Origin of the sequence: Herbiconiux dendrobii, from assembly GCF_052048175.1 — a bacterium.
GTDB lineage: Bacteria > Actinomycetota > Actinomycetes > Actinomycetales > Microbacteriaceae > Herbiconiux.
Genome location: NZ_JBLZQV010000004.1, coordinates 586,091 through 609,292, shown reverse-complemented (window position 1 = coordinate 609,292; position 23,202 = coordinate 586,091). Strand labels below are relative to the sequence as shown.

Below are 23,202 nucleotides of genomic sequence, written 5' to 3'. Positions count from 1 at the left end.
CTAGTGGCCGCTATTCCTTCGGAGTAGCGGCCATTCGCGACTCCTCGACGTGCGTGGGGGTCAGGGGAGGAGGTCGGCGCGGTGGAGGAGGCCCGCGGCGCCGATGAGGGGGGCCTCGTCGGAGAGGGCTGAGGGGAAGACCTGCACGCCGGGGATGGTGTCCAGCGGCGCGACCTCGGCGATCGTGGCGCGGATGAGGTCGAAGAGGTCGGGGGTGACCCGGGAGAAGCCGCCGCCGATGGCGACCGCCTCGAGGTCGACGAGCGCGCAGACCGAGGCGATGCCCTCGCCGACCGCACGGGCGCAGCGCTCGACGGCCATGCGGGCGAGCGGATCGCCGGACGCGTAGTCGCGGGCGAGGTCTTCGCCGGTGTCGCCGCGCCACCCCTGACCCTGCGCCCACGCGACGATCCGCGGCCCGGCGGCGATGCCCTCGAGGGTGATCGAGAGATCCCGGCCCTCGGCCTCGCGGCTGTGCAGCTGGATCTGCCCGACGTGCCCGGCGTTGCCCGAGCGGCCTCCGGCCAGGCGGCCGTCGATCAGCAGGCCGCCGCCGATGCCGGTGGACACCACCATGCCCATCGCGGTGCGGTAGCCGCGCAGCGAGCCCAGCCAGTGCTCGGCGAGCAGGATGCAGAGACCGTCCAGCCGCAGCACGACCTCGTCGAGGCCGGAGCGCTCGCGCACGAGGTCCGCCAGCGGGTAGTCGTGCCACACCGGGAGGTTCAGCGGCGAGACGGTGCCGCGGTCGAGATGGATCGGGCCCGCGCTGCCGACTCCGGCGCCCAGGATGCGGGCTCCGGCGGGTGCCGCGGAGAGGGCGGCCTCGATGGCCTCGCCGACGGATCGCGCGATCGACTCGCGGTCGTTCGACGCTCCGGTGGGGCGGCGATGGCGGGAACCGGCGAGCATCCGGCCCTCCGCGTCGACGAGGGCGGCTTCGACCTTCGTGCCTCCCACGTCGACCGCGAGGACGAGGGCGTCGGACCGTGTCGGTGAGGAATCGTTCGGTGCCGATTCGGTCGGTGCGGATTCGTTCGGTGCCACGATCTCAGTCTTGCATCGCGGTGAGGTGAGTACCGCATCCGCGGGGACGGGAAACGCCCCCACGGGAGGCGTGGGGGCGTTTCGGGACGGGATCAGACGGCCTGTGCGGCGGGGGGTGGTGCGTCGAGACGCTGGGGAGCGTCGAGCGACCCCCAGGCGGGCCAGCTGGCCATCACGTCGGCGATGCGGGCCTCGGCGTCGGTGTCGTCGCCGGCCGTCCACTGCTCGAGCACACCTACGACACCGCCGGCGATCCAGGCGGCCGCGATCCGGGGATCGACGCCCGGCGCGTAGCCCTGGCTCTGCCAGACCGTGACGGCGACCGAGGCGCGCGACAGCGAGCGGTCGAACAGCTCGCGGCGGAAGCCGGCGTCGACGCGCGTACCGAACATCATCCGGTACGAGGCGCGGTTGTCGCTGATGTGCGTCAGGGCGTGCTGGATGGAGTCGGAGTAGGCCTGCACGATCTCTTCGGGGGAGGGCAGGGACGCCTCGGGCTGTGCGAAATCATCGGGTTGATCGGACACCTCCACCAGGTCGTCGAGCATGCGCGTGAACGAATCCGCCGCGAAGGCGAAGATGTCGGCGTAGTGGCCGTAGAAGGTGGTGCGGTGCACACCGGCGGTGCGGCACAGCTCGGAGATGCTGATCTCGGTGAGGTCGCGATCATTCAACAGATCGAACAAGGCGGTCGTCAGTGCTTCGTGGGTTCGGGCCGCTCGGGGTTCGGCCAGGTTGACGGACGCGCCCTGTCGTCGGGTAGGTGCGGGTAAGGCAGGTGACTGGGGCATGCCTAATTATGCAATGCCGAAACTCGGGATTCGCCTAGTTTGGGACTGTCTGTCCTAAAGTTTTTCCCGAGAGGTGGGAGAGGGCGCTGCGGGGGCCGTCCGGGTCTTCCCCGCAGCGCGCCTCGAGAGCGATTCTATGCATGCGCATTCACTCGCTTCCGCCGTCCCGGGGCTTCCGGGGCAATCCGTTATCGCTCCGTGACTCGGGACGGAGGTGTCAGCGAGCACTCCCGGAAGGCGCTATCATGGACAAGTTGTCTTGAGCGGTTCGCCGGTTCGGGACGGCAAGCCACGGGCTGTGGCGCAGCTTGGTAGCGCACTTGACTGGGGGTCAAGGGGTCGCAGGTTCAAATCCTGTCAGCCCGACGGAAAGCCCCGGAGACCAGAAGGTCTCCGGGGCTTCGTCGTTGTCGCCGTCAGGCTGCGAAGGCGTACCCCTCTCGCCGGCGTCGCCCCGGGCGTCGATGGTGTCGATCAATGCCGCTGGACATTCGCGGGGTTCGCGGAGGGGAGGTAGGGCGCGAGAACTGCCGCGGCAGACTCGCGGAGCACACGGCGCACGGTCTCGCGATCGATGCCGGCCAGGGCAGGGTCCACTCCCGCCACCATGAGGCCACCGCCGGCGGCGGCGAGTGCCACCCGGGCGGCCGGGGTGGGCTGATCGCCGATCAGCAACAGATCGAAACGGTCGGTGAGGGAGGTGTAGCGGTCATCGGCGCGCAGGAGCCGCCCCATCTCCGGATCGCGCTGCAGGGATGCGGCGAACTCGCGGTGGTCGAGCACGAGTTCGACCAGGCCGTCGAGCATCGCGTCGAAGCGTTCGCGAGGGCCGGCTTCCGCCTCGGCCTCCGAGACGATGCGGTCCATCTGCTCCAGTGCCGGAGTGGCGACGGCGATCACGATCTCGTCCTTCGAGTTGTACTGGTGGTACACCGCGGCCTTGGTGACTCCGAGGGCGTCGGCGATCATCTGCAGCGACGTGCCGTTCACCCCGTGCCGGGAGAAGAGGCCGAGTGCGGCATCCAGCAGGCGTCGGCGGCTCTCGCCCCGTGGGCCGGTCGGTCTGGCCATCGGAATTCCTCCTCGTCGTGGTCGGGCGGCACTGAGCCGCTTGCTCTAAAGTAGCCGATCGGCTAGTTTACTGCCACACCGAACGACGATGAAGGAGACGACGATGGTGAGCATGCGCACGACGAAAGTGACGGCACCCGGCGAGGTGCAGGTCGTGGAGGTACCGATTCCGGAGGTCGGGCCCCGTGACGTGCTCGTTCGCGTACGGGCCTGCGGGATCTGCGGCTCCGACACCTTCTACATCTCGATCGGCGGGATCCCGCCGCGCCAGGGGGATACTCCGCTCGGTCACGAGCCCGCCGGTGAGGTGGTCGCGGTCGGAGCGGAGGTCGAGGGGATCACCGTCGGCGCCCACGTGGTGGTGAACCCGATGGCGGCGCCATCCGGCATCATCGGCAACGGAGGCGCGACCGGTGCGCTCGCCGACTTCCTGCTGATCGAGGATGCGGTGCTGGGCACGAGCCTGGCCATCGTGCCCGACCACGTGCCCTTCGAGGTCGCGGCCCTGAATGAACCGATGGCTGTGGCGCGGCACGCCGTGAACCGGGTCGACCCCCAGCCGGGCGACAAGGTCGTGGTGTTCGGCGCGGGGCCGATCGGGTTGGGGGCGACGATCGGCTTCAAGTCGCTCGGCGTCGAGAGCGTCGTCGTGGTGGACATCATCCCGTCCCGTCTGCAGAAGGCGCTCGAGGTCGGCGCCGACGCGGTGATCAACTCCGCCGAGGAGGACGTCGTCGCCCGCCTCGTCGAGGTGCACGGCGCGGCATCCGAACGCCGCGGTGTCGCGAAGCTGGCGAGCGACATCTATCTCGACGCGGCCGGAGCCCCCGCCGTGATCGCGACCGCGCTGGCCGCCGCCAAGCACGGGGCGACCGTGGGTGTCGTCGCCGTGCACAAGAAGCCGGTGGAGATCGACTTCGGCGCGATCCTCGGGGCCGAGCTCACCATCGTGACGGCCATGGGCTACCCGCACGAGATCTTCGAGGTCACCGAGGACATCGTGGCGAACTGGGAGACGTATCAGCTGATCATCAGCGACCGCTTCGCGTTCGACGACGTCGAGGCCGCTCTCGCCACGGCCGGCACCCCGGGGGCGGCCGACAAGGTGATGGTGACCTTCGATCCGGCGTCTTCGTGACCTCGCTCATCCCCGCCTGGCTGCGGTCGCCGTTCCGGGCGCGCCCGGTCGACGAGCGGATGCGCTCCCTGAAGGAGCGCGTCTACGCCTCGTTCACGGGGCTCTCGGTCGTGACCGTGATGGCGCTGGCCGCCGAGCATCCGACGCCGCCGAACGCCTTCGTGACGCTGGCGGCGGCGATCGTCGGCATCTCGATCGCCGGGTTCGTGGCGGAGGCGCTCGCGCACCTGGTGTCGCACAAGAGTCTGCCGGGCCGGGCCGAGACCACCACGATGATCCGGATCGCCGGTGGCGCTTTGGCCTCCGCCTCGGTGCCGCTTCTGGCGTTGCTGGCGGCCTGGATGGGCTGGATCCCGGTCGAGCTCGCTCTGCAGACCGGCATCGGCATCTACTTCTTCACGCTCGCGGCGGTCGCCCTGGTGGCGGCGCACCGCACCGGACTGCCGTGGCGTCAGCAGGTGCTCGCACTCGCCGGGCTGGTGGGGTTGGGCGCCCTGGTCGTGGGCGTGCTGGCGGTCGCCCACGGCTTGGGCATCGGCGGGCACTGAGGCACTTGTGTCTCGGCGGGAGGTGGGCTGAGGATCACCGCTCGGGCAGGCGGCGGAACACCCCGTCGAGAACCTCGCGGAACGGGGTGCGGGAATCGGCGGCCCACTCGCGCCAGGCGAGGTCGAAGGCGGCGAGGGCGGTGACCGCGAGCACCTTCGCGGTGAGCGGGTCGTCGAGCTGCTCGCCGAGCGCTGCGGCCAGACGATCCTCTTGGAGCCGTCGTCGCTCGGCGAGATGAGCGGCCAGCGACGGGATCGACGTCACCATCCGCGCCTTCGCCCGCAGGCGCTCCTGGTCGGTCTCCGCGGCGGCGACGGCCGGCTCGAACGCGCGGCGCAGGTGCTGCCAGGCGGACTCGCCGTCGCCGAGGTCGACGTGGCGCAGCGGGCCCTCGAAATCGAGGGCGGCGGAATGCATCGCCACGATCACCGCATCCTCCTTCGAGCCGAAGTAGCGGAAGTAGGTGGCCCGGGAGATGCCGGCCGCCTTGGCGGCGTCCTCGACGGTCGACTGATCGAAGCCATGCGTGAGGAAGTGGTCGTAGACCGCTTCGGCCAACCGGGCGCGGACGGCGTCCCGGGTGAGTTCTCGGATGCCCGCGGTCATGAGTTCGAGTCTAGATGGTGATATTACGTCGCGTAAGTGAGACGCAGTATCATTGCGTCAGGCATCCGCCCCCTTCGCCTCGAACTCAAGGAGCAAGACCGTGCCCATCACCGAACTCGACAGCACGATCGCCCTCGTCGTGGTCGACCTCCAGGTCGGCACCACCTCGAACCCCACGGCGCACCCCGTCGAGGCGGTGATCGGCCACGCCGTCGATCTGGTCTCGGCCTTCCGCCGCCGCGGCCTGCCGGTCGTGCTCGCGACCGTCGACGGCATGCCGGCCGGCACGACGGCCTACGGCAGCGGTGCGCGCGAGTACCCACCCGCCTGGAGTGCGCTGCGCCCCGAGCTCGACCCTCAGGCCGACGACGTGCTGCTCACCCGTCGCACCTGGAGTGCCTTCGCCGGCACCGAGCTCGACTCCCGTCTGCGCGGACTCGGCGTGACTCAGATCGTGCTGGCCGGACTCGCGACGAGCTTCGGCGTCGAGTCGACCGCTCGCGCCGCCTACGACCTCGGCTACGGCGTCGTGCTGGCGGTGGATGCGATGACCGATCCGAACCCCGACAGCCACGAGGCCTCGGTGGCCCGGGTGTTCCCCGCGCTCGGCCAGACCGGCACCGCCGACGAGATCGTCGCTCTGCTCGCCGCATCCTGATCGCGTCCGGCTTGCGATCCCGCACGTCCTCCGGCGCATCGCGCAGCCGATCGTGCCAGGATCGGGTATGGCCGATCGACTGATGCTGCTGGACACCGCCTCGCTGTACTTCCGGGCGTTCTACGGGGTGCCCGACAGCATCCGGCGCGCGGACGGGACGCCCGTGAACGCGGTGCGGGGGCTGCTCGACATGATCGCGCGGCTCACCGTGGACTACGACGCCGGGTTGCTCGTGGCGTGCTGGGACGACGACTGGCGGCCGCAGTGGCGAGTCGATCTGATCCCGAGCTACAAGGCGCACCGCGTGGCCGAAGAGGTGACGGATGCTCCTGACGTGGAGGTTGTGCCCGACCCGCTCGAGGCGCAGATCCCGATGATCCGCGAGGTGCTGGCGCTCGCGGGGATCGCCGTGGTGGGGGCTGCGGAGCATGAGGCCGACGACGTGATCGGGAGCTACGCGACCGGGGCCGGGCATCCGGTCGACGTGGTGACGGGCGACCGCGATCTGTTCCAGCTGGTCGACGACTCGCGGGACGTGCGGGTGATCTATACCGCCCGCGGCATGAAGAACCTCGAGGTGCTGACCGACGAGGTCGTCGTGGGCAAGTACCGCGTTCTGCCGGAGCAGTACGCGGACTTCGCGACGCTGCGCGGTGACACCAGCGACGGGCTGCCGGGCGTCGCGGGCATCGGCGAGAAGACCGCCGCCGGCCTGCTGGGGGAGTACGGCACGCTGGACGGGCTGCTGGCGGCGGCGGGCGATCCCGACGGCGGGGTGTCGGCATCCGTTCGGGCGAAGCTGGAGGCGGCGGCCGATTACCTCGCCGTGGCTCCGACCGTGGTGCGGGTGGTGCGGGACCTCGCCCTGCCCTCGCTGGAGGAGGCGGGTGCCCGGCTGGCTCCCGTCACGGGCGAGAACCGTGCCGAGCTCGAGCGGCGGGCCGAGGAGTGGAATCTGGGCAGCTCGGTGAAGCGGTTGCTCGCCGCGCTGGACACGCGCGGCTGATCGGCGTGAATAGACTCGGCGTCGTGATTGTTGACGCCGGCGTGACCACCTCTCCTCTCCGATGAGCCCCGTGAGCCGCGCGAGCCGCATCGTGTTCGCCCCGGACAGCTTCAAGGGCTCGCTGGCGGCGCCCGCCGTCGCCGAGGCGCTCGCCCAGGGTTGGCGGGAGCGCGATCCGCTCGCCGAGATCGTGCTGCGGCCGATGGCCGACGGCGGGGAGGGCACCGTGGCGTGCTTCGCGCTGGCCGAGCCCGACAGCCTGCGGATGCCCGTCGAGGTGCGCGGGCCCGACGGGATGCCGTGCGCGGCGGAGTGGCTGCTGCTGCCGGCGACCGAGCGCGATCCCGGAGGGGTGGGCGTCGTCGAACTCGCGAACACCTCGGGCATCGAACTCCTCGGCGAGCGGCGGCTGCCCGACGACGCCGACAGCACCGGATTCGGCCAGGCCATCGCCGCCGCGCTCGACCACGGCGTCTCTCGCCTGGTGCTCGGCATCGGGTCGAGCGCCTCGACGGACGGCGGGCTCGGACTGCTGCGGGCGCTGGGGGCGCGGTTCACGGATGCCGCCGGCTCGCCGGTGGCCCCCGGGGCGCGCGGACTCGCGACGCTCGCCGCGGCCGACCTCTCGGCGCTGCGGGCGCTGCCCGTCGGCGGGGCGTCGGTGATCACCGACGTGACGAACCCGCTGCTCGGGCCGGCGGGCGCCGCCGCCGTATTCGGTCCGCAGAAGGGGCTGGATGCGCCGGGCGTGGAGCGCGCCGACGCCGGGCTGCGGCGGCTCGCGGGGCTGCTCGGTGGCGACCCCGGCGAGCCCGGAGCCGGTGCCGCCGGCGGAACCGGCTACGCGCTGCGCCTGTGGGGTGCGCAGCTCGCGCCCGGCGCCGAGGCGATCGCCGGGCTCATCCGCTTGCGCGAAGCGGTGGAGGGCGCCGATCTCGTCGTGACCGGCGAGGGGCAGTTCGACGCGCAGTCCCTGGCGGGGAAGGTGCCCGGGGCGGTCGCCGCGATCGCTCGTGCGGCCGGGGTCGGCGCCGCCGTCGTGGCGGGTCGGATCGCGCCGGACGCCGACTCCTCGGGCTTCGCGCACGCGCTCTCGCTGACCGAGCTCGCCGGCAGCCCGCAGCAGTCGATGGCCGAGCCCGCGCGCTGGCTGCGCCGCGCCGGCGCCCTGCTCGCCGAGGCGTCGCTCCGCGTCTGAGCCGGCCTTCCGCGGCCGACGCGGCACACCGCGGCCGACGCGGCCTACCGTGCATGAGCCGGCCTACCGTGCATGAGCCGGCCTTGCGCGGCCGACTCGGGACTTTACGACCGCATCGGCGTCGCCTGCCTGCCTGCGTGCGCGGCGGCGGCGGGTGGAGGGTCGCGTGTCAGGAGAGGGGCGGCACGGGTGGCGGGGCGGATGCGATCAGGCGGAGGACCAGCGCGCCTGCCGGGGAGTGCGGGTCGATGAGGGCGAAGTGGTCGACGCCCTCGAGGGGGTGGTAGGCGATGCGGCGATCCCGGGCGGCGTAGGTGCGGCTGAAGGAGACGGGCACATCGGGGTCGACGGTGCCGTGCACGAGCGTGGTGGCCGTACCTGCGGCGGTGGGCGGGGCGAGCCGCATCGGGTCGGCGGCGGCCAGGCGGTCGGTGAACCCCGGGTGGTCGCGGTGGAGGAGCTCGCCCACGGCGTCCTCGCTGAGGCGGAGGTGCTCGGCCTCGCCGAGGTCGAGCACGCCGGCCAGCGCGATCACGTGCGCGACCCGCGCCTCGGGCACGCTCTGGCTCCAGAGCGCCAGGTGGCCGCCGGCCGAGTGACCGATCAGGGTCGTGTCCGCGGCGCGGAGCGGGTGCCCGAGGGCGGCGCCGTCGAGGCCGGACCCGGCACGCCGCTCGCGCTCCAGGAGATCGCCGACGAGACCGGGCACCGTGCGGATGCCGAGCAGCACGTCGTCGAAGGTTCCGGGGTGACCACCGCCGTCTTCGCCGATGCGGCGGTACTCGATCAGCGCGACGGCGTGATCGCCCGCGGCGATCGCCTCGGCCAGCGGGCGCAGGTGCACGCGGTCGTAGCGGGCGCGCCAGAACCCGCCGTGCAGGGCGAGCACGAGACCCCGGACCGGCCCGTGCGGCGGCAGGTACAGGTCGGCCACCTGCGAGGGGCCCGGCCCGTACCGCAGCACGTGGTCGGGCTCGCGAGCACGGCGGCTCAGGACATCCGTCGTCATACCGGTCGAGCGGCCGACGCGAGCGACTGCCGGATGGCGTCGATCACGGTCTCGACCTCGGCGAAGCTGGTCGACAGGGGCGAGAGGCCGAGTCGGATGCCCGCGGGCGGCCGGAAGTCGGGGATCAGGCCGTTCTCCCACAGCTCGGCGACGAGCGCCTTGAAGGAGGGGTGGTCGATGGTGATGTGACTGCCGCGCACCGCGCCGTCGCGCGGGGTCGAGAGCGTGACGCCGAGCGGCGCGAGCTTCTCGTCGTACTGCGCGATCGCATACTCGGTCAGCGCGAGCGACTTGGTGCGGATGGCGTCGATGCCCACCTCTTCGATCAGGTCGAGCATCGACTGCATCGCGAGCATCCCCATCACCGGCGGCGTGCCGCTGACGAAACGACGGATGCCCGCGGCCGGCTCGTAGCCCTGTGCCATCTCGAACGGGCGCCGGTCGCCCATCCAGCCCCAGATCGGCTGGGTGGCCGCCTCCTGCAACCCGGTGGCCACGTAGAGGAAGGCCGGCGAGCCCGGGCCGCCGTTCAGGTACTTGTAGGTGCAGCCGGTGGCGAGGTCGACACCCCAGGCGTCGAGCTCGATCGGGATCGAGCCGGCCGAATGGCACAGGTCCCAGAGCACCAGCGCGCCGTGCTCGTGGGTGAGCGCCGTGATCGCCGGCACGTCGGCGACGTGCCCGGACCGGTAGGCCACGTGGCTGAGCACGACCACGGCCGTCTGCGGGCCGAGCACCGCGGCCACGTCGTCGAGCTGCACGCCGAGGGCCGCATCCGCATCGATCCAGCGGATGCTCGCGCCGGTCTCCGCGGCCACGCCCTCCGCCACGAAGCGGTCGGTGGGGAAGTTCGCCCGGTCGATCACGATCTCCGAGCGATCGGGGCGGGCGGCGAGGGCTGCGCGCATGAGCTTGTAGAGCGAGACCGTGGTCGAATCGGCGACCACGGTCTGGCCGGGGGCGGCGCCGAGCGTCGCCGCCGCGATCCGGTCGCCGAGCGTCTCGGGCAGGCGCATCCAGCCCTCGTCCCAGCCGCGGATGAGCCGCTCGCCCCACTGCTGCTCCAGGAAGGCGGTCATCGCGGGCACCAGCGCCTTGAGCGGCCGGCCGAGCGAGTTGCCGTCGAGGTAGCCGCGCACGGAGTCGTCGTCGGTGCCGACGAAGGCGTCGCGGTAGCGGCGCAGCGGGTCGACGCGGTCGAGGTCGGCGGCGGTCGGGCCGGTGACAGTCGGGCCAGGGGAGGTCGGGCCGGCAGCGGCGGACGTGGTGGTGACGGGGTTCGTGCTCATACTCAGCGTCCGATCTCGGTGCGAACCGCGAACAGTTCGGGGAAGAAGGTGAGGTCCAGCGCCCGCTTCAAGAAGTCGACCCCGCTGGAACCGCCGGTGCCGGTCTTCATGCCGATGGTGCGCAACACCGTGCGCAGGTGCCGGAAGCGCCAGAACTGGAAGTTCTCCTCGAGGTCGACCAGCTCCTCGCAGGCCTCGTAGATCGCCCAGTGCGTCTCGGAGTTCTCGTAGATCTCGATGAACACCGGCAGCAGGGCCTCGGTCATGGTGTGCGCCACGGTGACGTCGCGCTCGAGGATCTCGGCGGGGATCGCGAAGCCCTTGCGCGCGAGATGCCGCAAGAACTCGTCGTACACGCTCGGTGCGTGCAGCAGCTCCTCCAGCACGGCCCGGGCCCCGGGCTCGGCGTCGAACACCTTCAGCATGCCGGCGTTCTTGTTGCCGAGCGCGAACTCGACGGCGCGGTACTGGTACGACTGGAAGCCCGAAGAGTTCGCGAGCGAGTCGCGGAACTGCGCGTACTCGCTCGGCGTGAGCGTGGCGAGCACCGACCACTGCTCGGTCATCGTCTTCTGGATGTGCTTGACCCGCGCCAGCTTCTTCAGCGCCGCCGCGAGGTCGTCGGCCGCGATCAGCGCGCAGGCCGCCCGCAGCTCGTGCAGCACCAGCTTCAGCCAGAGCTCGGTGGTCTGGTGCTGGATGATGAACAGCAGCTCGTCGTGGTGCACCGGGTCGCTCACCGGGTTCTGCGCGCTCAGCAGCGTGTCGAGCGACAGGTACGAGCCGTAGCTCATGCGGTCGTGCAGGTCGGTGACGACGGTCGGCTCGATCTCGCGGGTGTTGTCGGTCATGAGGCGATCATAGATCACTTAAGTGACGCGCGTCAGGATTGTGTTCTATTAGCGAAGATCGCGCACGAAGGCGGCGCTCGGTTCGGCGAGCTGCTCGTGCAGCGTGCGGAAGAGTCGGCTGCTGCGCTCGCCGGGCCAGTCGGCGGGCAGCAGTCCCGGCGGCAGCCCGGGATCCACGTAGGGGATGACCCGCCAGCTGTCGATGCTCCGGATGTAACGCCCGAACGCCTCGCGGGGTTCGAGTCCCCCCGCCGACGGGGCGGCGTCGGCCTCGTGCTGCGCGAGGAACTCCTCGTGATGGGCGCGCAGGGCGCCCAGGTCCCACCAGCGGGCCACGGCATCCGCGAGGGAACCCTCGACCCGGGGCGCCTCGCTGATCAGCACGGTCGCGTATTCGCGCAGGCCCAGGTCGGCGAGGATCTCCTCGACCTCGTCGGCGAGGTACTCCGGGCCGATCCAGAGCGCCGGCGAGATGGTGCCGAAGCCGATCCAGTGCAGGCGGCGGCGCAGCTGATGGCGCTGGTCGCGCCGGTTCTCGGGGATGGAGAACGAGAGGGCGCACCAGGCGCTGTCCGGGGTCATGGTGCGGGGGTGGTAGATGCGGCGGTCTCCGCGCTCGAGCATGCCCGTGGCATCCGGAGCCAGGGCGTAGCCGGCCACCTTGCCCCGGGCCTCCGGAACCAGCAGCTCGCGCTTCTTCACCCGGGCCACCGCCGTTCGCGCCCGCGGTGCGGAGACGCCGAGTGCCGCCATCAGTTCGAGCAGGTGCGGCAGGGCGATCCAACCGCCGAGCTCGCGCAGCGACACCCCGACGGTGGTGCGCAGCAGCGAGGTGGCGCTACCCGGCCGCGAGTCGAGGTCGTCGAGGATCTCGGCCACGCTCAGCGGCCCCGGGCCCAGAGCTCGTCGATCGGGATCTCGCGGTTCAGGATGCGTGACGCCGCCCGGTGGCCGGAGCAGAGGGCGGCGGTCACGGTGGCCGGATCGTCGGTCCAGGTGGCCTCGCCGGCCAGGTGCAGCACGCCGCCGACCGGGGTGGCGAGATCGTCGTGGTCGGCCGTCGTGGAGCCCACCGTCATGTAGGCGTAGGAGCCGTGCGCGAAGGGGTCGTCCTGCCAGGCGGTGCGGTGCACGTGCACCGGGGCTGGAACGGCGTCGCCGTAGAGGCGGCGCAGCTGCTCGAGCACCGAGGCGGTCACCTGCTCGTCGCTCCAGTCGCGCGTAGCCACGGCGGCCGGGCCCGCGGCGAAGGTGAGTAGGGTCGGCGTGCCGTGCAGGGCGGTGAGGTCGTACCAGGAGTGCCACCAGGCGGCATCCGGACCCTGCTGGCGGATGGCGTAGACGCCCTCGGGCCAGAACTTCTCGTCGAAGCGCAGGAACACCTTCTCGAAGGCGTTCATCTGCAGCCGGCCCAGGGCGGCGGCGACCGGATCGGGGAGGGCCGGCTCGATCGCGAAGCCGTCCGACTTCAGCACGCCCACGGGCACGGTGACCACGGCGGTGCCGGCCGAGAACTCGCCCTGCGCGGTGGTGACGACGACACCGTCGGCCGACCAGCCGACGCGGGCGACCAGGTGCTCCAGACGCACGTCGAGACCCACGGCGAGGCCGTCGGCGAGTTGCGCGTACCCCTCGGGGAACACGACCTCGTCGCCGTCGATCGAGTCGTCGTCGAGGCCGTGCGCCGCGAGATCCTCGATCCAGGCGCCGTACTGCTCCTCCGAGCGGTGCTCGAGGTACTCGCGCACGCGGGCGGCGCGCGGCTCGTCCCAGGCCTGCCGGGCGATCGCCTCCTCGGTGACGTCGCGGTACGAGGCATCCGGGGCCGACGACGCGACCACCGTGGCGAGCGTGGCGTCGACGGTGTGGATGTCGTCGGCGAGGGCTTCGGCAGCCTCGTCGGAGAGCCGCGTCCCATCCGGAGCGTAGTAGGCGATGGGGCGGCTGTCGGGCTGGTAGCCGCCGACGGTGAACTCCACGGTGCGCAGACCGAAGGCCTCGGCCGCCGCAGCGACGGGGCTGCCGTCGATGCCGTGGATCCAGGAGGCGCCGAGGTCGGTGGCCTCGCCGTCGCTCCGATCCGTCCACACCCGCCCGCCGACGCGGTCTCGGGCCTCCAGAACGACGACCCGCCGGCCGGCGCGCTGCAGCAGCCGGGCGGCGGCCAGCCCCGCGATCCCCGCGCCGACCACGACCGTGTCGAGGTGCTCCATGGTCCGACCCCTCTCTGCGGGAGGTCCGTTCCGCCCGCCGCTCCCACCCTACGAGTCCGCGCCCCCGGTTCGGGCCGTCTCAGGTCGCAGGATCGCATGGAAACGGGGCGGTTTGCACGCGATCCTGCGACCCGGGCGCACGGATGAGGGGCCGCCCCTCGCGGGACGGCCCCTCACCTGATGATCAGTTGCGCGCGGCGCGACGGCGGATGATCAGCACGGTCACCAGGCCGGCGGCCAGCACGATCACGGCGATGATACCGATGCCGAGAGCCGCGGAACCGGTGGCCGCGAGGCCCGCTGCCGCGCTGCCGCCGTCACCCGGCACCGGTGCCGGCGGGGTGCCGGGGTCGGTCGGCGCGGGCGTCACCGTCGGCGTCGGGGTGGGCGTCGGCTCCGGGGCGGCCTGGGTCGTGACGACCGACACCAGCGTGTAGGCGCCGGTGTCGCCGTAGGCGACCGCGCCCAGGAAGCGGGCGGGCCCGTCGAGCCCGGTCCAGGATGCCGCGTACTCGATCGGCTGGCCCGAGACCACGGCGAGCGTGGCCGGGGTGGCCGTGAGGTCGCCCGTGGCGTCACCGGTGCCGAGCGCGTACTCGACGAGGTCGAACGTCGCCTCCGACTGACCCGAGGGCGCGGCGTAGACGTCGGCCCGCACCTGGTAGGTGCCCGGCTCGGGGTTCTCGATGTCGACGCGCTCGTCGGCCGATCCGGTCGCCGAGACGTACGACTTCGCCGGCTTTCCGGCGTCGTCGAGCAGATCGACGTAGAGGTCGAGGTCGGCCGTGTCGTCGATCGCATCCAGATCGAAGCGCGCGAAGCTGGTGCCCTCCTCGATCGTCATGGTGGAGGTGAACTGCTTGCCCGCGGGCAGGGTACCCGAGTGGCCGTCGGCCGCGCTGGCGTCCTCCGCCAGGTCGCCCTCGACCAGGCCGGTGACCGACAGCGGCAGTTCGCCGTCGATGCCCGGCGTGATCGGCACCGTCACGCTGCCGGTGTTGCCCTCGCCACTGACCTCGTAGGGGGCGGCGATGGCCACCGGGCGCACCGCGATCGGGCTGCGGACCTCGCCGCCGGCCTCGTTCGTCCAGGTGAGGTACCCCGACGCGAACTCGTCCAGCGGAGCATCCGTCACCGCGAAGCTCACCGTGTAGCTGGCGGTCTCACCGGGGCCGCTGAAGCTCAGCGTCGACGGGGTGACCGTGGTGTCCACACCGTCGACCGAGACGTCGGCGGTGTAGGTGCCCGCGGCGGTGGAGGTGACCGTGCGGGTCACCGTCTGCACGCCGGCCAGGGAGCCGATCGCGATGGAGGCCTGGTTGAGGTCGGAGGGGTCGATCGGATCGATGCCGGTCGGCTCGGTGAAGACGTAGCCCTCGCCCTCGAGGAAGGCGATCCAGTCGGGCACACCGCTGTCGTAGACCAGACCCGGGTCGAGCATCCGGGTCGGGTCGACATGGCCGGCACCCTGCGCGAAGACGTCGCGCGACTCGCTGCCGTCCTGGTTCACGGTGTCGTAGGCCGAGGTCATCATCGACGACTTGATCGTCGACACCGAGGCCGTGGGGAACCGGGTGAGGTAGAGCGCGGCGAGACCGGCGATGTGCGGGGCGGACATCGAGGTGCCCGACTCGAACTGGAAGGTCGCGTCGTCGCCCTGGGCGTTCGCGCCGTCGGCCAGGATCGAGACGCCGGGCGCCGAGATGTCGGGCTTCAGCACGTCGGCGCCATCCGCCTCCGCCGGTCCGCGCGACGAGAAGCCGGCGACCTGAGGGGTGGGGCGCTCGACGCCGGAAGTGTTTCCCTGCACGAGCGTGACCGTGGCGCCGGGGGTGGCGGCGTAGGCGTAGATCGCGTCGTAGGCGTCCGAGTCGATCTGGATCGAGGGCACCGAGTGGTCGTCGGCGTGGTCGGCGTTGGGGAAGGGGTTGACCAGCAGCATGCCGGCGCCGCCCGCGCGGGCGACCTCCGCCGACTTCGAGACGCGCGCCGTGACGCCCGCCTCGCAGACCACGACCTTGCCCGCGGTGAGCGCGGGGTCGAGCGAGTCGGCGTCGCAGATCGTGGCGGCATCCGCCTCGACCCCGTCGCCGGCCACGTCTGCGCTCAGCACGATCGGGGCTTCCACCGGTTCGTGCACCGTGATGGAGGAGCCGGCGAATTTCTGGCCGTCACCGAGCTCGGCCGTGGCCGTGTAGGTGGGGATGGAGGAGGCCGCCACCGTGGTGTACCACGGCGAGGCGTGGTCGAGGGTGGAAGCATCCGGGCCCGAGTTGCCGGCCGAGGCCGACACGAACACGCCGGCCGCCGCCGCCCCGAAGAAGGCCTGGTCTTCGAGGGCGAAGGTGGAGGTGGCCGAGCCGCCGCCGATCGAGTAGTTGATCACGTCGACGCCGTCGGCCACGGCCTGCTCGATCGCCGCGAGGATGGACTCGGTGTAGCAGCCGTCGTCGGTCTCGACGCCGTTGCCGTTCCAGCACACCTTGTACTCGGCGACCTTGGCGGCCGGGGCGACGCCCGAGATGTCGCCGAAGTCGTAGTCGCCGATGGTGGCGTCGACATCGGCGTTGCCCGCCGCGGTCGAGGTGGTGTGCGATCCGTGGCCGTCGCCGTCGCGGGGCGACAGGTACTCGGGCCGGTCGGGGGTGCCCACGAGGTCGTAGAGGGCCGTCGGCAGGAACCAGCTCGCGCCGATCAGCTTGGTGTTGCACTCCTCGCCGGTCCACTGCTGGTCGGCGTCGGCACCTTCCTGGCAGATGCCCGAGTAGGTCTGGCCGTCGGACTTCTCGAACACGATCCGGCCGTCGGCGAGATACGGATCGGCGCCCGCCGCGCTGCCGAGCTCGTCGCCGGCGAACGAGGGGTTCTCGGGCGCGATGCCCGAGTCGATGTCACCGACCACGATGCCGGCTCCCGCCGCCTGCTGGCCGCCGAGCTGCGCCCAGACCCCGTCGTCGCCGGTCAGTCCGAGGAAGTCGGTCGACGAGACCTGGCCGGTCTCCGGAAACGGAGTGAGGGCCGCCGCGTCCACGGGGGCTGCGGGGGCCGCAGCGGCCGCGGCGACCGCGGCCTGGGCCGCACGGTCGAGGTGCTGCACCTCCGACTTGGTCACCGCCGCCACGTCTTTGCGGGCGGCGAGGGCCGAGGCCTGGTCGCCCGTGAGGTTCGCCGAGAAGCCGTTCAGCGTGAGCGTGTAGCTGTAGTCGACGGATGCGCCGACCGCGCTCGCGACGGCGGACTGCGTGCTCTGCAGGTGGGCCGAGTACAGCTCGACCGCAGGGGCGGAGGCGTCGAGCTGGCGTGCACCGTCGGGCGCGGTCTTCTCGAAGCCCTTGTCGCCGGTGTAGGTGGCGGCTGGCTCGTCGACGAGCGTCACGATGTAGGTTCCGTCGCCGTACGTCACCGGAGCGGAGGGGCCGGTCGCGGGCTTCGTGGCCGATCCGGCGGGAACGGGGAGAGCGGAGGCGGGTGCGAAGGCGAACGAGCCGGCGGCGATCACCCCGGCAACGGCGACGACGGCGCCGAGGGCCGTGGCGCGGCCTCTGCGGCCACCTGACCCTCTCCGCGCGATGATGGGGTGCGGTGGCAACGCAGGAGTACGGCGCACGTAGCTCAGCTTTCTTCGTAGGGACACGCCGATCGTGCTGTCCGAACTGCAGGGGGCGCAGCGGTGAACATGTGGATCGGGTGGGAATGTCCTCCGATTATGCGGAGATTTCGGGTGCCGCGGAAGTCTTTTACTTTTCCGAACCATCCCGTACTATCACCCCCGTTCGAGGGGGCGTGGCCTGCGGTGGCAAGGCGGGCCGGGACGCCTAGTCTCAGAGGATGACCGATCCGGCGCTCATCGCCCCCGTCGCCGCGCCCGACCTGCACGTGGCCACCGTGAACATCCGGCGGCGGATGGGGATGCGGCCGCGCAGCGCCGACCGCTGGTCGGTGCGTGCGCCGGCGCTGGCGACCCTGCTCGCCACGGAGCGGCCGCACCTGATCGGGACGCAGGAGGTGCTGCCCGACCAGGCCCGGGTGCTCAAGGCCGCCCTCGGCGAGGACTACCGCCGGATCGGCTACGGCCGCGACGCCGACGGTCAGGGCGAAGGATGCCCGATCTACTACGACGGCACCCGTCTCGAACTGCTGAGCTGGAGCCAGCAGGCCCTCTCGGACACCCCGGACGAGCCCGGGTCGACCAGCTGGGGCAATCGCACGCCGCGCATCGTGGTGGCCGCCGATTTCCGTGACCGGGCCACGCAGAAACGCTTCCTCGCGGTCAACACGCACTTCGACAACTCCTCGCGCCGGTCGCGGCTGCGCGCCGCGGAGGCCGTGCGCGCGCTCGTGGCCGGCCAGGGGCTCCCCGCCGTGATGACGGGCGATCTCAACAGCGGCGAGGGCACCACCACCCTGCAGGTCTTGCTCTCCCTGGGTGAACTGCAGGACGCCTGGATCACCGCGCAGACACGTCTCACTCCCGAGTGGGGCACGTTCCCCAACTACAATCGCCCCCGGCTCGGCCGCAAGCGCATCGACTGGATCGTGGTGACGCCCGACGTCACCGTGGAGCGCATCGGGATCAACACCCGCCGCCCCGGAGGCGTCTGGCCCTCCGACCACCTTCCCGTGCAGGCCGTGCTGCGGTTCTAGCCCGGTGCGGTCAGGGCGCGACCGGCGGGGTCGTGCTCATCTCCAGACCGGGGGAGGCCTGCATCCGGGCGGGTGGCGTGTAGGTGCGGAAGGCCTCGACGAGCTCGTCGATCGAGTCGGAGAAGCGCAGCATGCCGGTGTAGCGCGGGTGCGTGAAGCCGCGGTCGCGCATCCCGTCGACGAGCGCGATCAGCGGGTCGTAGTAGCCCGCCACGTTGAGGAAGCCGCAGGGCTTCTCGTGGATGCCGAGCTGGGCCCAGGTCCATTGCTCGGTGATCTCCTCGAGCGTGCCGGGGCCGCCCGGCAGCGCCAGGAAGGCGTCGGAGCGCTCGGCCATCATCAGCTTGCGCTCGTGCATCGTCTCGACGATGTGCAGCTCGGAGACGGCGGCGTGCGCCACCTCGCGCTCGTGCAGCGAGAGCGGGATGACACCCGTCACGTGGCCGCCCGCGGTCATCGCGGCATCCGCCACCGCCCCCATCAGGCCGACGTGCCCGCCGCCGAACACCACGCCGATGCCGCGCTCGGCCAGGGTGCGGCCCACCTGCCGGGCGGCCTCCAGGTAGACGGGATCGTTGCCGGTGGCCGATCCGCAGAACACGGCGATGGTGAAGGGGCGGTGCTCGTCGGTCATGGGATTCCTCCGGTTCAGTAGCGGGCGAGGCCCAGGTGGTCGCGTAGCTGCGTTCCGCTGTATTCGGTGCGGAAGACGCCCCGGCGCTGGAGTTCGGGGACGACCCGCTGCGTGAAGTCCTCCACGCCGGTCGGGTAGTGCGTGGGAACGGCCAGGAAGCCGTCGCAGGCGTCGGCCTCGCGCCACCGCTGCATCGTGTCGGCGATGGTGGCGGGGGACCCGATCATCTTCAGGTAGCTGCCCTCGGCGAAGTAGCGGGCGGTCTCGAGGACCGACAGTCCGTCGCGGCGGGCCACCGACACGATCGCGGCGCGGTGCGACTTGCCCGCGTTCGACTCGGGCAGCTCGGGCATCGGGCCGTTCAGGTCGTGCCGGCGGAAGTCGTAGCCGCCGGACAGCGGGATGAGGTTGCTGATGGCGAGGTCTTCGGGGATGAGCGCCATCATCTCGTCGCGGAGCGCGGCGGCCTCCTCGTCGGTGGCGCCGACGATCGGGGTCATGCCCACCAGCACCTTGATGGTCTCCGGGTCGCGGCCGAAGGCGGCGGCGCGGGCCCGGATGTCGTCGCGGAACGCGCGCGCCTCGTCGAGGTCGGACTGCAGCGTGAACACCACGTCGGCGGTGCGGGCCGCGAGGGCGCGCCCGGGCTCGGACGAGCCGGCCTGGAAGATGACCGGCCGCACCTGCGGGCTCCGGCCGAGGGTGAGCGGGCCGCGCACGGTGAAGTGCTCGCCCTCGTGCTGCAGGAAGTGCATCTTCTCGGGGTCGAAATAGGTGCCGGATTCCTTGTCGCGCACGATCGCATCCGGTTCCCAGGAATCCCAGAGGCCGGTCACGACGTCGACGAACTCCTCGGCCCGCTCGTAGCGCGCGGCGTGCGCGAGGTGGGCCTCGAGGCCGAAGTTCTGCGCCTCGTCCTCGTTGAACGAGGTGACGAGGTTCCAGCCGGCCCGGCCCTTGCTCAGGAAGTCGAGCGAGGAGAACCGTCGGGCGGTGTTGTAGGGCTCGTTGAAGGTGGCCGTCGAGGTGGCGGCGAGGCCCAGGTGGGTGGTGTGCATCGCGAGGGCCGGCAGCACCATCGTGGGGTCGAAGTGGATCGAGCGGGGGTTCGCCACCCCGTAGGTGTCGCCGTTCAGGATGTCGTTGCTGCGGCGCACGGCCGCCCCGTCTTCGAAGAAGATGGCGTCGAGCTTGGCCGTCTCGGCGAGCTGGGCGGCCCGCACGTAGTGGTCGATGTCGAGATCGAACTCGGGGATCGCGTCGGGCAGGCGCCAGGCGCCGAGGTGGTAGCCGGGGAAGAGGAACAGGGCGAGGTTGAGCGTCTTGGCGGGCGTCGAGTCGTCGGTCATCGGGAGGAGTCTTTCTGGATCGGCACAGCAGGGATCGGGCAGGACGACGGATGTCGCTGCTACCGATTGCCGTGTGCGATCGCGCCCCGGTTCCAGCGCGACGGGTAGCTCGAGGACTCGTGCTCGGTCATGCTGGCTCCTTCCCGGATGGCGGTGGCTCGTGATCAGCACTGTACCCAGGCCAGGTTTCGGGCGGATTACGCGAACGCGATGCATCGGCGGCGCTGCATCCTGCGCCGGCCGAAGCGGTCGCTCGGCGTGCCCGAGATGGGGCCCGAGACCAGGAAGCCGACGGTGAGCGGCAGCCAGACGCCCTGCAGCCGGATGATCAGCATGAACTGCAGGCCGCCGCGGCCGATCGAGGGTGGTGTTGCTGAGGGCCACCCACGTGTAGCGCGAACCATATGCCTGAGGCCGGCTCGGGGCGGCCCGGATCAGTGTTCGGCGACGGAGTCCAGGAAGGCGCGCAGCTCGCTGATCTCGGCCTCGATCGACGTGCCGGTGGTGACCGCGAGCTTGTTGGCCAGCCAGCTGATGCACACCATGGCCGCCGCGGTGATGTCGCCCGCATCCGGAAGCTGCTCCTGCGGGTACCGCTCGCCGGGGGTGAGGATCGACAGGGCTTGGCCCAGCGCCTGCAGATTGGCCTCGTTCGAGGCCCCGGCGCTCTGCGAGATGACGGCGTCGAGCAGGGCGGTGGCCGCCAGCTGCCCTTCCGGCGGGATCCGCATCGTGCGGGCGTCGGCCGCGCCGGCGCGGGGTTCGGATCTCTCGTCGTGCATGGCGTGCCCCGATCGCTCTGGTGCGCCACCCGGGTCGCACCGGCGCCGCCACCCAAGACGTCGCCTGGGTCAACCGTAGCCCCCGGGCGGGGTGGACGGCCCAGTGGATCGCCTGACGGCGCGAACGCGTCGCCCCGTGTCGCCCACTGCGCCACGTGGTGGCTCCGAAGAACTCGTTACATCACGCCGCCGAAGATCCCGTTACATCACGGCGCCGAAGTAGGAGTACTTGACGAACACCTCGGGGGCGAACCCGGCCTCGTCGAGCACGCCCTGCACGGCCGTCAGCATGTACTTCGAGTCCCAGCCCATGTAGAGGTGGTGGGACTCGTCGAGCGCGTCCCAGTGGCCGTTCCAGGATCGGGCCTCGTAGACCGGGCCGCCGCGGCGCGCGCTGAAGGCGACGACGCTCTCGCGGGAGTCGGCCCAGAGGCGCTTGAAGACGCGGTTGAAGAGGTACTTGACGTCGTACACCTCCCAGTGCTCGCCGCGGTACTCCACGTAGTCCCACTCGCGCTCCCAGCCGCGCGGCCAGCCGCTGCGGCGGATCGCGTCGAGGACGGGGGTGAGGTCGTCGTCGTCGATGCCGCGGAGGGCCGGGCGCGCCCACACCCGCAGGAAGAGTTCGCTCAGCTGCACCGTGCGCGCCGCGATGGCCGCCGTGCCCCAGGCCGGGGCCTCGGCCAGCTCGTGGGTGAGGCCCACGGCGCTCTCGGAGTAGATCGCGCGCTTGGCCGGGAAGGAGCGGTCGAAGGCGCGCTCCGCGAGCGGCTGCTCGAGCAGCGTCAGGTTGCCCAGCGTCTGCGCGAGCGCGCGGTGGCTGTTCTGCTCGTCGTCGCTGTACTCCGACCAGCGGCGCACGCCGTCGCCGGTCCAGTCGTCACCGGGGGCGAGCGGCACGACGTGCTCGAGGTCGAGCCCGTCGAGCGAGGCGAGGTCGGCCAGGCGGCCGAGCACGTACGGGGCGTGCGGCAGCTCGGTGAACTTCAGGCCCACCCGCACGCGCTCATCCGAGGGGGTGATGCGCGCGATCGCCCGCACCAGGCTGTCGTCGCCGTCTTCGCGGGCGCGGCACAGGCGCGCCACCAGGCGGTCGTTCGTGAGCCCCACGACCGTGCGGCGCAGCAGCAGCGACTGCACCGACTCCAGGGTGCGGATGAGGGTGATGGCACTCGAGCCGCCGTGCGCGTAGTCGTCGTAGGCGCGCATCACCAGGGGATACATGCCGCGGCCGAAGGCGGTGAGGTAGCCGAGGTGGCGGGCGATCTGCGGATCGGCTTCGCGCTCCGGATCGAGCAGCGTGCGATACGTCTCGGCGTACTCCCGCCAGCGGCTCGCGTGGGCGCGCAGGGTGTCGATGTCCAGCCGCGGGAACTCCTGCCGGAAGGCGTCGTAGACGCCGCGGCCGCCGGTGACGACGACCTCGCGGCCGGTGGTCATCACCAGGTAGTCGCGCCAGAACTGGGCGATCGACTCGCCCGTGTGCTGCTCGATCGGCAGCCAGTACTGCTGCTCGATCTCGGTCTGCTCGGCGTGCGAGAGGCCCATCAAGACGTAGTTGTGGATGAGCTCGTGGTCGCGCAGCGGCTCGCCGGTGGAGTTCAGGCTCTCGAAGATCTGCTGGGCGTTCGCATCCGGCCCCAGGGTGATCGCCACGTGCTCGAGCTTCTGCAGGCCGCGCCAGACGCGGCGCACCTCGTCGGGCCGCACCTGGGAGCGGAAGAAGGCGTAGTTGTCGTCGAAGCGGGAGTCGCGCAGTTCGCCGGCGCCGGTGGCCGCGCCGTTCCGCCCGAGCACGACGCTCTCGAACACCTCGGCCCAGGCGCGGTGCGGTCGCAGTTTGGTGCGGGAGGGGTCGTCGGCGCGAACGAGCACCCGGGCGAGTTCGGCGGCCAGCTCCGGATCGGCGTCGCGAATGGTGTGCTGGAGAGCCGCGACCAGCAGCATCAGTGTGGTGATGCGCTGCTGGCCGTCGATCAGCACGAGCTCGGCGTCATCCGTCGCCGTGTCGGGCTCGCCCGTGTCGGACCCGCTCGTGTCGGGCTCGCCCGTGTCGGACCCGGTGGAGAGGATCGACCCGATGAAGTGGGTCTGCCGGTCGTCGGTGTCGGAGACGGCGCGGATGTCGGCGAGCAGCTTCTCGCAGCCGCCGATGTCCCAGCGGTACTGGCGCTGGTAGACCGGGACGACGATGGTCGTGCGTTCGGCGGAGAGCCAGGCGACGGTGTTGACGGCGGTGGCTTCGACGTTCGTGGCAGTGACCATATCGGCCGAGTTTACTGGACGAGAACGCGCCGTGATCGGGTGAGGCGTCTCCCAGGGTGCCACTGTTAGGCTGACCTAAGTTGGACCTGTTAAAACGTGCTG

21 protein-coding genes and 1 tRNA gene are annotated in these 23,202 nt (G+C 71.5%); 7 read left to right on the top strand and 15 right to left on the bottom strand.

The features are described 5' to 3' along the window. Nucleotides 1–60: 60 nt before the first annotated feature. The gene (locus ACN4JJ_RS15650; RefSeq protein WP_440710811.1) at nt 61–1,047 is read right to left on the bottom strand and encodes an ROK family protein; all 987 of its coding nucleotides are present in this window, start codon (nt 1,045–1,047) and stop codon (nt 61–63) included. A 92-nt stretch (nt 1,048–1,139) separates the two neighbouring features. Further along, a complete protein-coding gene (locus tag ACN4JJ_RS15645) occupies nt 1,140–1,721 on the bottom strand; it encodes a TetR/AcrR family transcriptional regulator (protein ID WP_440710810.1) in 582 nt (193 codons plus the stop codon). 409 nt (nt 1,722–2,130) lie between these two features. On the opposite strand from ACN4JJ_RS15645, the gene ACN4JJ_RS15640 reads away from it, so the two are divergent. After that, a tRNA-Pro gene (locus ACN4JJ_RS15640) sits at nt 2,131–2,204 on the top strand. A 108-nt stretch (nt 2,205–2,312) separates the two neighbouring features. Here the strand turns inward: ACN4JJ_RS15640 and ACN4JJ_RS15635 are convergent. Beyond that, nucleotides 2,313–2,909: a TetR/AcrR family transcriptional regulator gene (locus ACN4JJ_RS15635; RefSeq protein ID WP_440710809.1), complete on the bottom strand. Its 597-nt coding sequence runs from the start codon at nt 2,907–2,909 to the stop codon at nt 2,313–2,315. A 112-nt stretch (nt 2,910–3,021) separates the two neighbouring features. On the opposite strand from ACN4JJ_RS15635, the gene ACN4JJ_RS15630 reads away from it, so the two are divergent. Further along, the gene (locus tag ACN4JJ_RS15630; protein WP_440710808.1) at nt 3,022–4,047 is read left to right on the top strand and encodes a zinc-dependent alcohol dehydrogenase; all 1,026 of its coding nucleotides are present in this window, start codon (nt 3,022–3,024) and stop codon (nt 4,045–4,047) included. Further along, the gene (locus ACN4JJ_RS15625; RefSeq protein WP_440710807.1) at nt 4,044–4,595 is read left to right on the top strand and encodes a hypothetical protein; all 552 of its coding nucleotides are present in this window, start codon (nt 4,044–4,046) and stop codon (nt 4,593–4,595) included. Before ACN4JJ_RS15630 ends, ACN4JJ_RS15625 begins: the two co-directional genes overlap by 4 nt. A gap of 34 nt (nt 4,596–4,629) precedes the next feature. On the opposite strand, the gene ACN4JJ_RS15620 is transcribed toward ACN4JJ_RS15625, so the two are convergent. Further along, nucleotides 4,630–5,202 (bottom strand): TetR family transcriptional regulator, encoded by a 573-nt coding sequence (locus ACN4JJ_RS15620; RefSeq protein ID WP_440710806.1) that lies wholly within the window; start codon nt 5,200–5,202, stop codon nt 4,630–4,632. A 100-nt stretch (nt 5,203–5,302) separates the two neighbouring features. On the opposite strand from ACN4JJ_RS15620, the gene ACN4JJ_RS15615 reads away from it, so the two are divergent. From ACN4JJ_RS15615 to ACN4JJ_RS15605, 3 genes are all read left to right on the top strand, one after another. After that, nucleotides 5,303–5,860, top strand: a complete 558-nt coding sequence (locus ACN4JJ_RS15615) for a cysteine hydrolase family protein (RefSeq protein ID WP_440710805.1) — start codon at nt 5,303–5,305, stop codon at nt 5,858–5,860. 67 nt (nt 5,861–5,927) lie between these two features. After that, entirely contained in the window at nt 5,928–6,866 is a 939-nt protein-coding gene (locus ACN4JJ_RS15610) for a 5'-3' exonuclease (RefSeq protein ID WP_440710804.1), read from the top strand. A gap of 70 nt (nt 6,867–6,936) precedes the next feature. Next, nucleotides 6,937–8,064 carry a glycerate kinase gene (locus ACN4JJ_RS15605; protein WP_440710803.1) on the top strand — a complete coding sequence of 376 codons (1,128 nt, stop codon included), beginning with the start codon at nt 6,937–6,939 and terminating at the stop codon, nt 8,062–8,064. A gap of 169 nt (nt 8,065–8,233) precedes the next feature. On the opposite strand, the gene ACN4JJ_RS15600 is transcribed toward ACN4JJ_RS15605, so the two are convergent. The 6 genes from ACN4JJ_RS15600 to ACN4JJ_RS15575 form a co-directional block, all read right to left on the bottom strand. Continuing rightward, nucleotides 8,234–9,073: an alpha/beta hydrolase gene (locus ACN4JJ_RS15600; RefSeq protein WP_440710802.1), complete on the bottom strand. Its 840-nt coding sequence runs from the start codon at nt 9,071–9,073 to the stop codon at nt 8,234–8,236. Continuing rightward, a complete protein-coding gene (gene kynU, locus ACN4JJ_RS15595) occupies nt 9,070–10,362 on the bottom strand; it encodes a kynureninase (RefSeq protein WP_440710801.1) in 1,293 nt (430 codons plus the stop codon). The genes ACN4JJ_RS15600 and kynU overlap by 4 nt, the downstream gene beginning before the upstream one ends. Before the next feature lie 2 nt (nt 10,363–10,364). Beyond that, on the bottom strand, nt 10,365–11,213 hold the full coding sequence (gene kynA / locus ACN4JJ_RS15590) for a tryptophan 2,3-dioxygenase (RefSeq protein ID WP_440710800.1): 849 nt from the start codon (nt 11,211–11,213) through the stop codon (nt 10,365–10,367). A gap of 48 nt (nt 11,214–11,261) precedes the next feature. Continuing rightward, on the bottom strand, nt 11,262–12,092 hold the full coding sequence (locus ACN4JJ_RS15585; protein WP_440710799.1) for a PaaX family transcriptional regulator: 831 nt from the start codon (nt 12,090–12,092) through the stop codon (nt 11,262–11,264). A 2-nt stretch (nt 12,093–12,094) separates the two neighbouring features. Then, a complete protein-coding gene (locus ACN4JJ_RS15580; protein ID WP_440710798.1) occupies nt 12,095–13,426 on the bottom strand; it encodes a flavin monoamine oxidase family protein in 1,332 nt (443 codons plus the stop codon). A gap of 184 nt (nt 13,427–13,610) precedes the next feature. Further along, on the bottom strand, nt 13,611–17,033 hold the full coding sequence (locus ACN4JJ_RS15575; protein ID WP_440710797.1) for a S8 family serine peptidase: 3,423 nt from the start codon (nt 17,031–17,033) through the stop codon (nt 13,611–13,613). 221 nt (nt 17,034–17,254) lie between these two features. Between ACN4JJ_RS15575 and ACN4JJ_RS15570 the strand changes: the two genes are divergently transcribed. Continuing rightward, complete coding sequence (locus ACN4JJ_RS15570; protein ID WP_440710796.1) at nt 17,255–18,070, top strand: endonuclease/exonuclease/phosphatase family protein; 816 nt, start codon at nt 17,255–17,257, stop codon at nt 18,068–18,070. Nucleotides 18,071–18,080: 10 nt separating this feature from the next. Here ACN4JJ_RS15570 and ACN4JJ_RS15565 read toward each other — a convergent pair whose 3' ends face one another. The 5 genes from ACN4JJ_RS15565 to ACN4JJ_RS15545 all read right to left on the bottom strand — a co-directional run bounded on the left by ACN4JJ_RS15565 (nt 18,081) and on the right by ACN4JJ_RS15545 (nt 23,100). Then, nucleotides 18,081–18,704: an LOG family protein gene (locus tag ACN4JJ_RS15565; protein ID WP_440710795.1), complete on the bottom strand. Its 624-nt coding sequence runs from the start codon at nt 18,702–18,704 to the stop codon at nt 18,081–18,083. A 14-nt stretch (nt 18,705–18,718) separates the two neighbouring features. Further along, the gene (locus tag ACN4JJ_RS15560; protein WP_440710794.1) at nt 18,719–20,053 is read right to left on the bottom strand and encodes an LLM class flavin-dependent oxidoreductase; all 1,335 of its coding nucleotides are present in this window, start codon (nt 20,051–20,053) and stop codon (nt 18,719–18,721) included. A 197-nt stretch (nt 20,054–20,250) separates the two neighbouring features. After that, entirely contained in the window at nt 20,251–20,388 is a 138-nt protein-coding gene (locus tag ACN4JJ_RS15555) for a hypothetical protein (RefSeq protein ID WP_440710793.1), read from the bottom strand. A 99-nt stretch (nt 20,389–20,487) separates the two neighbouring features. Further along, nucleotides 20,488–20,835, bottom strand: coding sequence for a hypothetical protein (locus tag ACN4JJ_RS15550; RefSeq protein WP_440710792.1), 348 nt, complete (start codon nt 20,833–20,835; stop codon nt 20,488–20,490). A gap of 201 nt (nt 20,836–21,036) precedes the next feature. Further along, complete coding sequence (locus ACN4JJ_RS15545) at nt 21,037–23,100, bottom strand: DUF262 domain-containing protein (RefSeq protein WP_440710791.1); 2,064 nt, start codon at nt 23,098–23,100, stop codon at nt 21,037–21,039. Nucleotides 23,101–23,202 lie beyond the last annotated feature (102 nt).

Coding starts and splice junctions, on each gene's coding strand:
- ACN4JJ_RS15560 (WP_440710794.1), bottom strand. CDS start 20,053: ATGACCGACGACTCGACGCCCGCCAAGACGCTCAACCTCGCCCTGTTC.
- ACN4JJ_RS15630 (WP_440710808.1), top strand. CDS start 3,022: ATGCGCACGACGAAAGTGACGGCACCCGGCGAGGTGCAGGTCGTGGAG.
- ACN4JJ_RS15570 (WP_440710796.1), top strand. CDS start 17,255: ATGACCGATCCGGCGCTCATCGCCCCCGTCGCCGCGCCCGACCTGCAC.
- ACN4JJ_RS15600 (WP_440710802.1), bottom strand. CDS start 9,073: ATGACGACGGATGTCCTGAGCCGCCGTGCTCGCGAGCCCGACCACGTG.
- ACN4JJ_RS15565 (WP_440710795.1), bottom strand. CDS start 18,704: ATGACCGACGAGCACCGCCCCTTCACCATCGCCGTGTTCTGCGGATCG.
- kynU (WP_440710801.1), bottom strand. CDS start 10,362: ATGAGCACGAACCCCGTCACCACCACGTCCGCCGCTGCCGGCCCGACC.
- kynA (WP_440710800.1), bottom strand. CDS start 11,213: ATGACCGACAACACCCGCGAGATCGAGCCGACCGTCGTCACCGACCTG.
- ACN4JJ_RS15580 (WP_440710798.1), bottom strand. CDS start 13,426: ATGGAGCACCTCGACACGGTCGTGGTCGGCGCGGGGATCGCGGGGCTG.
- ACN4JJ_RS15635 (WP_440710809.1), bottom strand. CDS start 2,909: ATGGCCAGACCGACCGGCCCACGGGGCGAGAGCCGCCGACGCCTGCTG.
- ACN4JJ_RS15610 (WP_440710804.1), top strand. CDS start 5,928: ATGGCCGATCGACTGATGCTGCTGGACACCGCCTCGCTGTACTTCCGG.
- ACN4JJ_RS15550 (WP_440710792.1), bottom strand. CDS start 20,835: ATGCACGACGAGAGATCCGAACCCCGCGCCGGCGCGGCCGACGCCCGC.
- ACN4JJ_RS15620 (WP_440710806.1), bottom strand. CDS start 5,202: ATGACCGCGGGCATCCGAGAACTCACCCGGGACGCCGTCCGCGCCCGG.
- ACN4JJ_RS15545 (WP_440710791.1), bottom strand. CDS start 23,100: ATGGTCACTGCCACGAACGTCGAAGCCACCGCCGTCAACACCGTCGCC.
- ACN4JJ_RS15555 (WP_440710793.1), bottom strand. CDS start 20,388: ATGCTGATCATCCGGCTGCAGGGCGTCTGGCTGCCGCTCACCGTCGGC.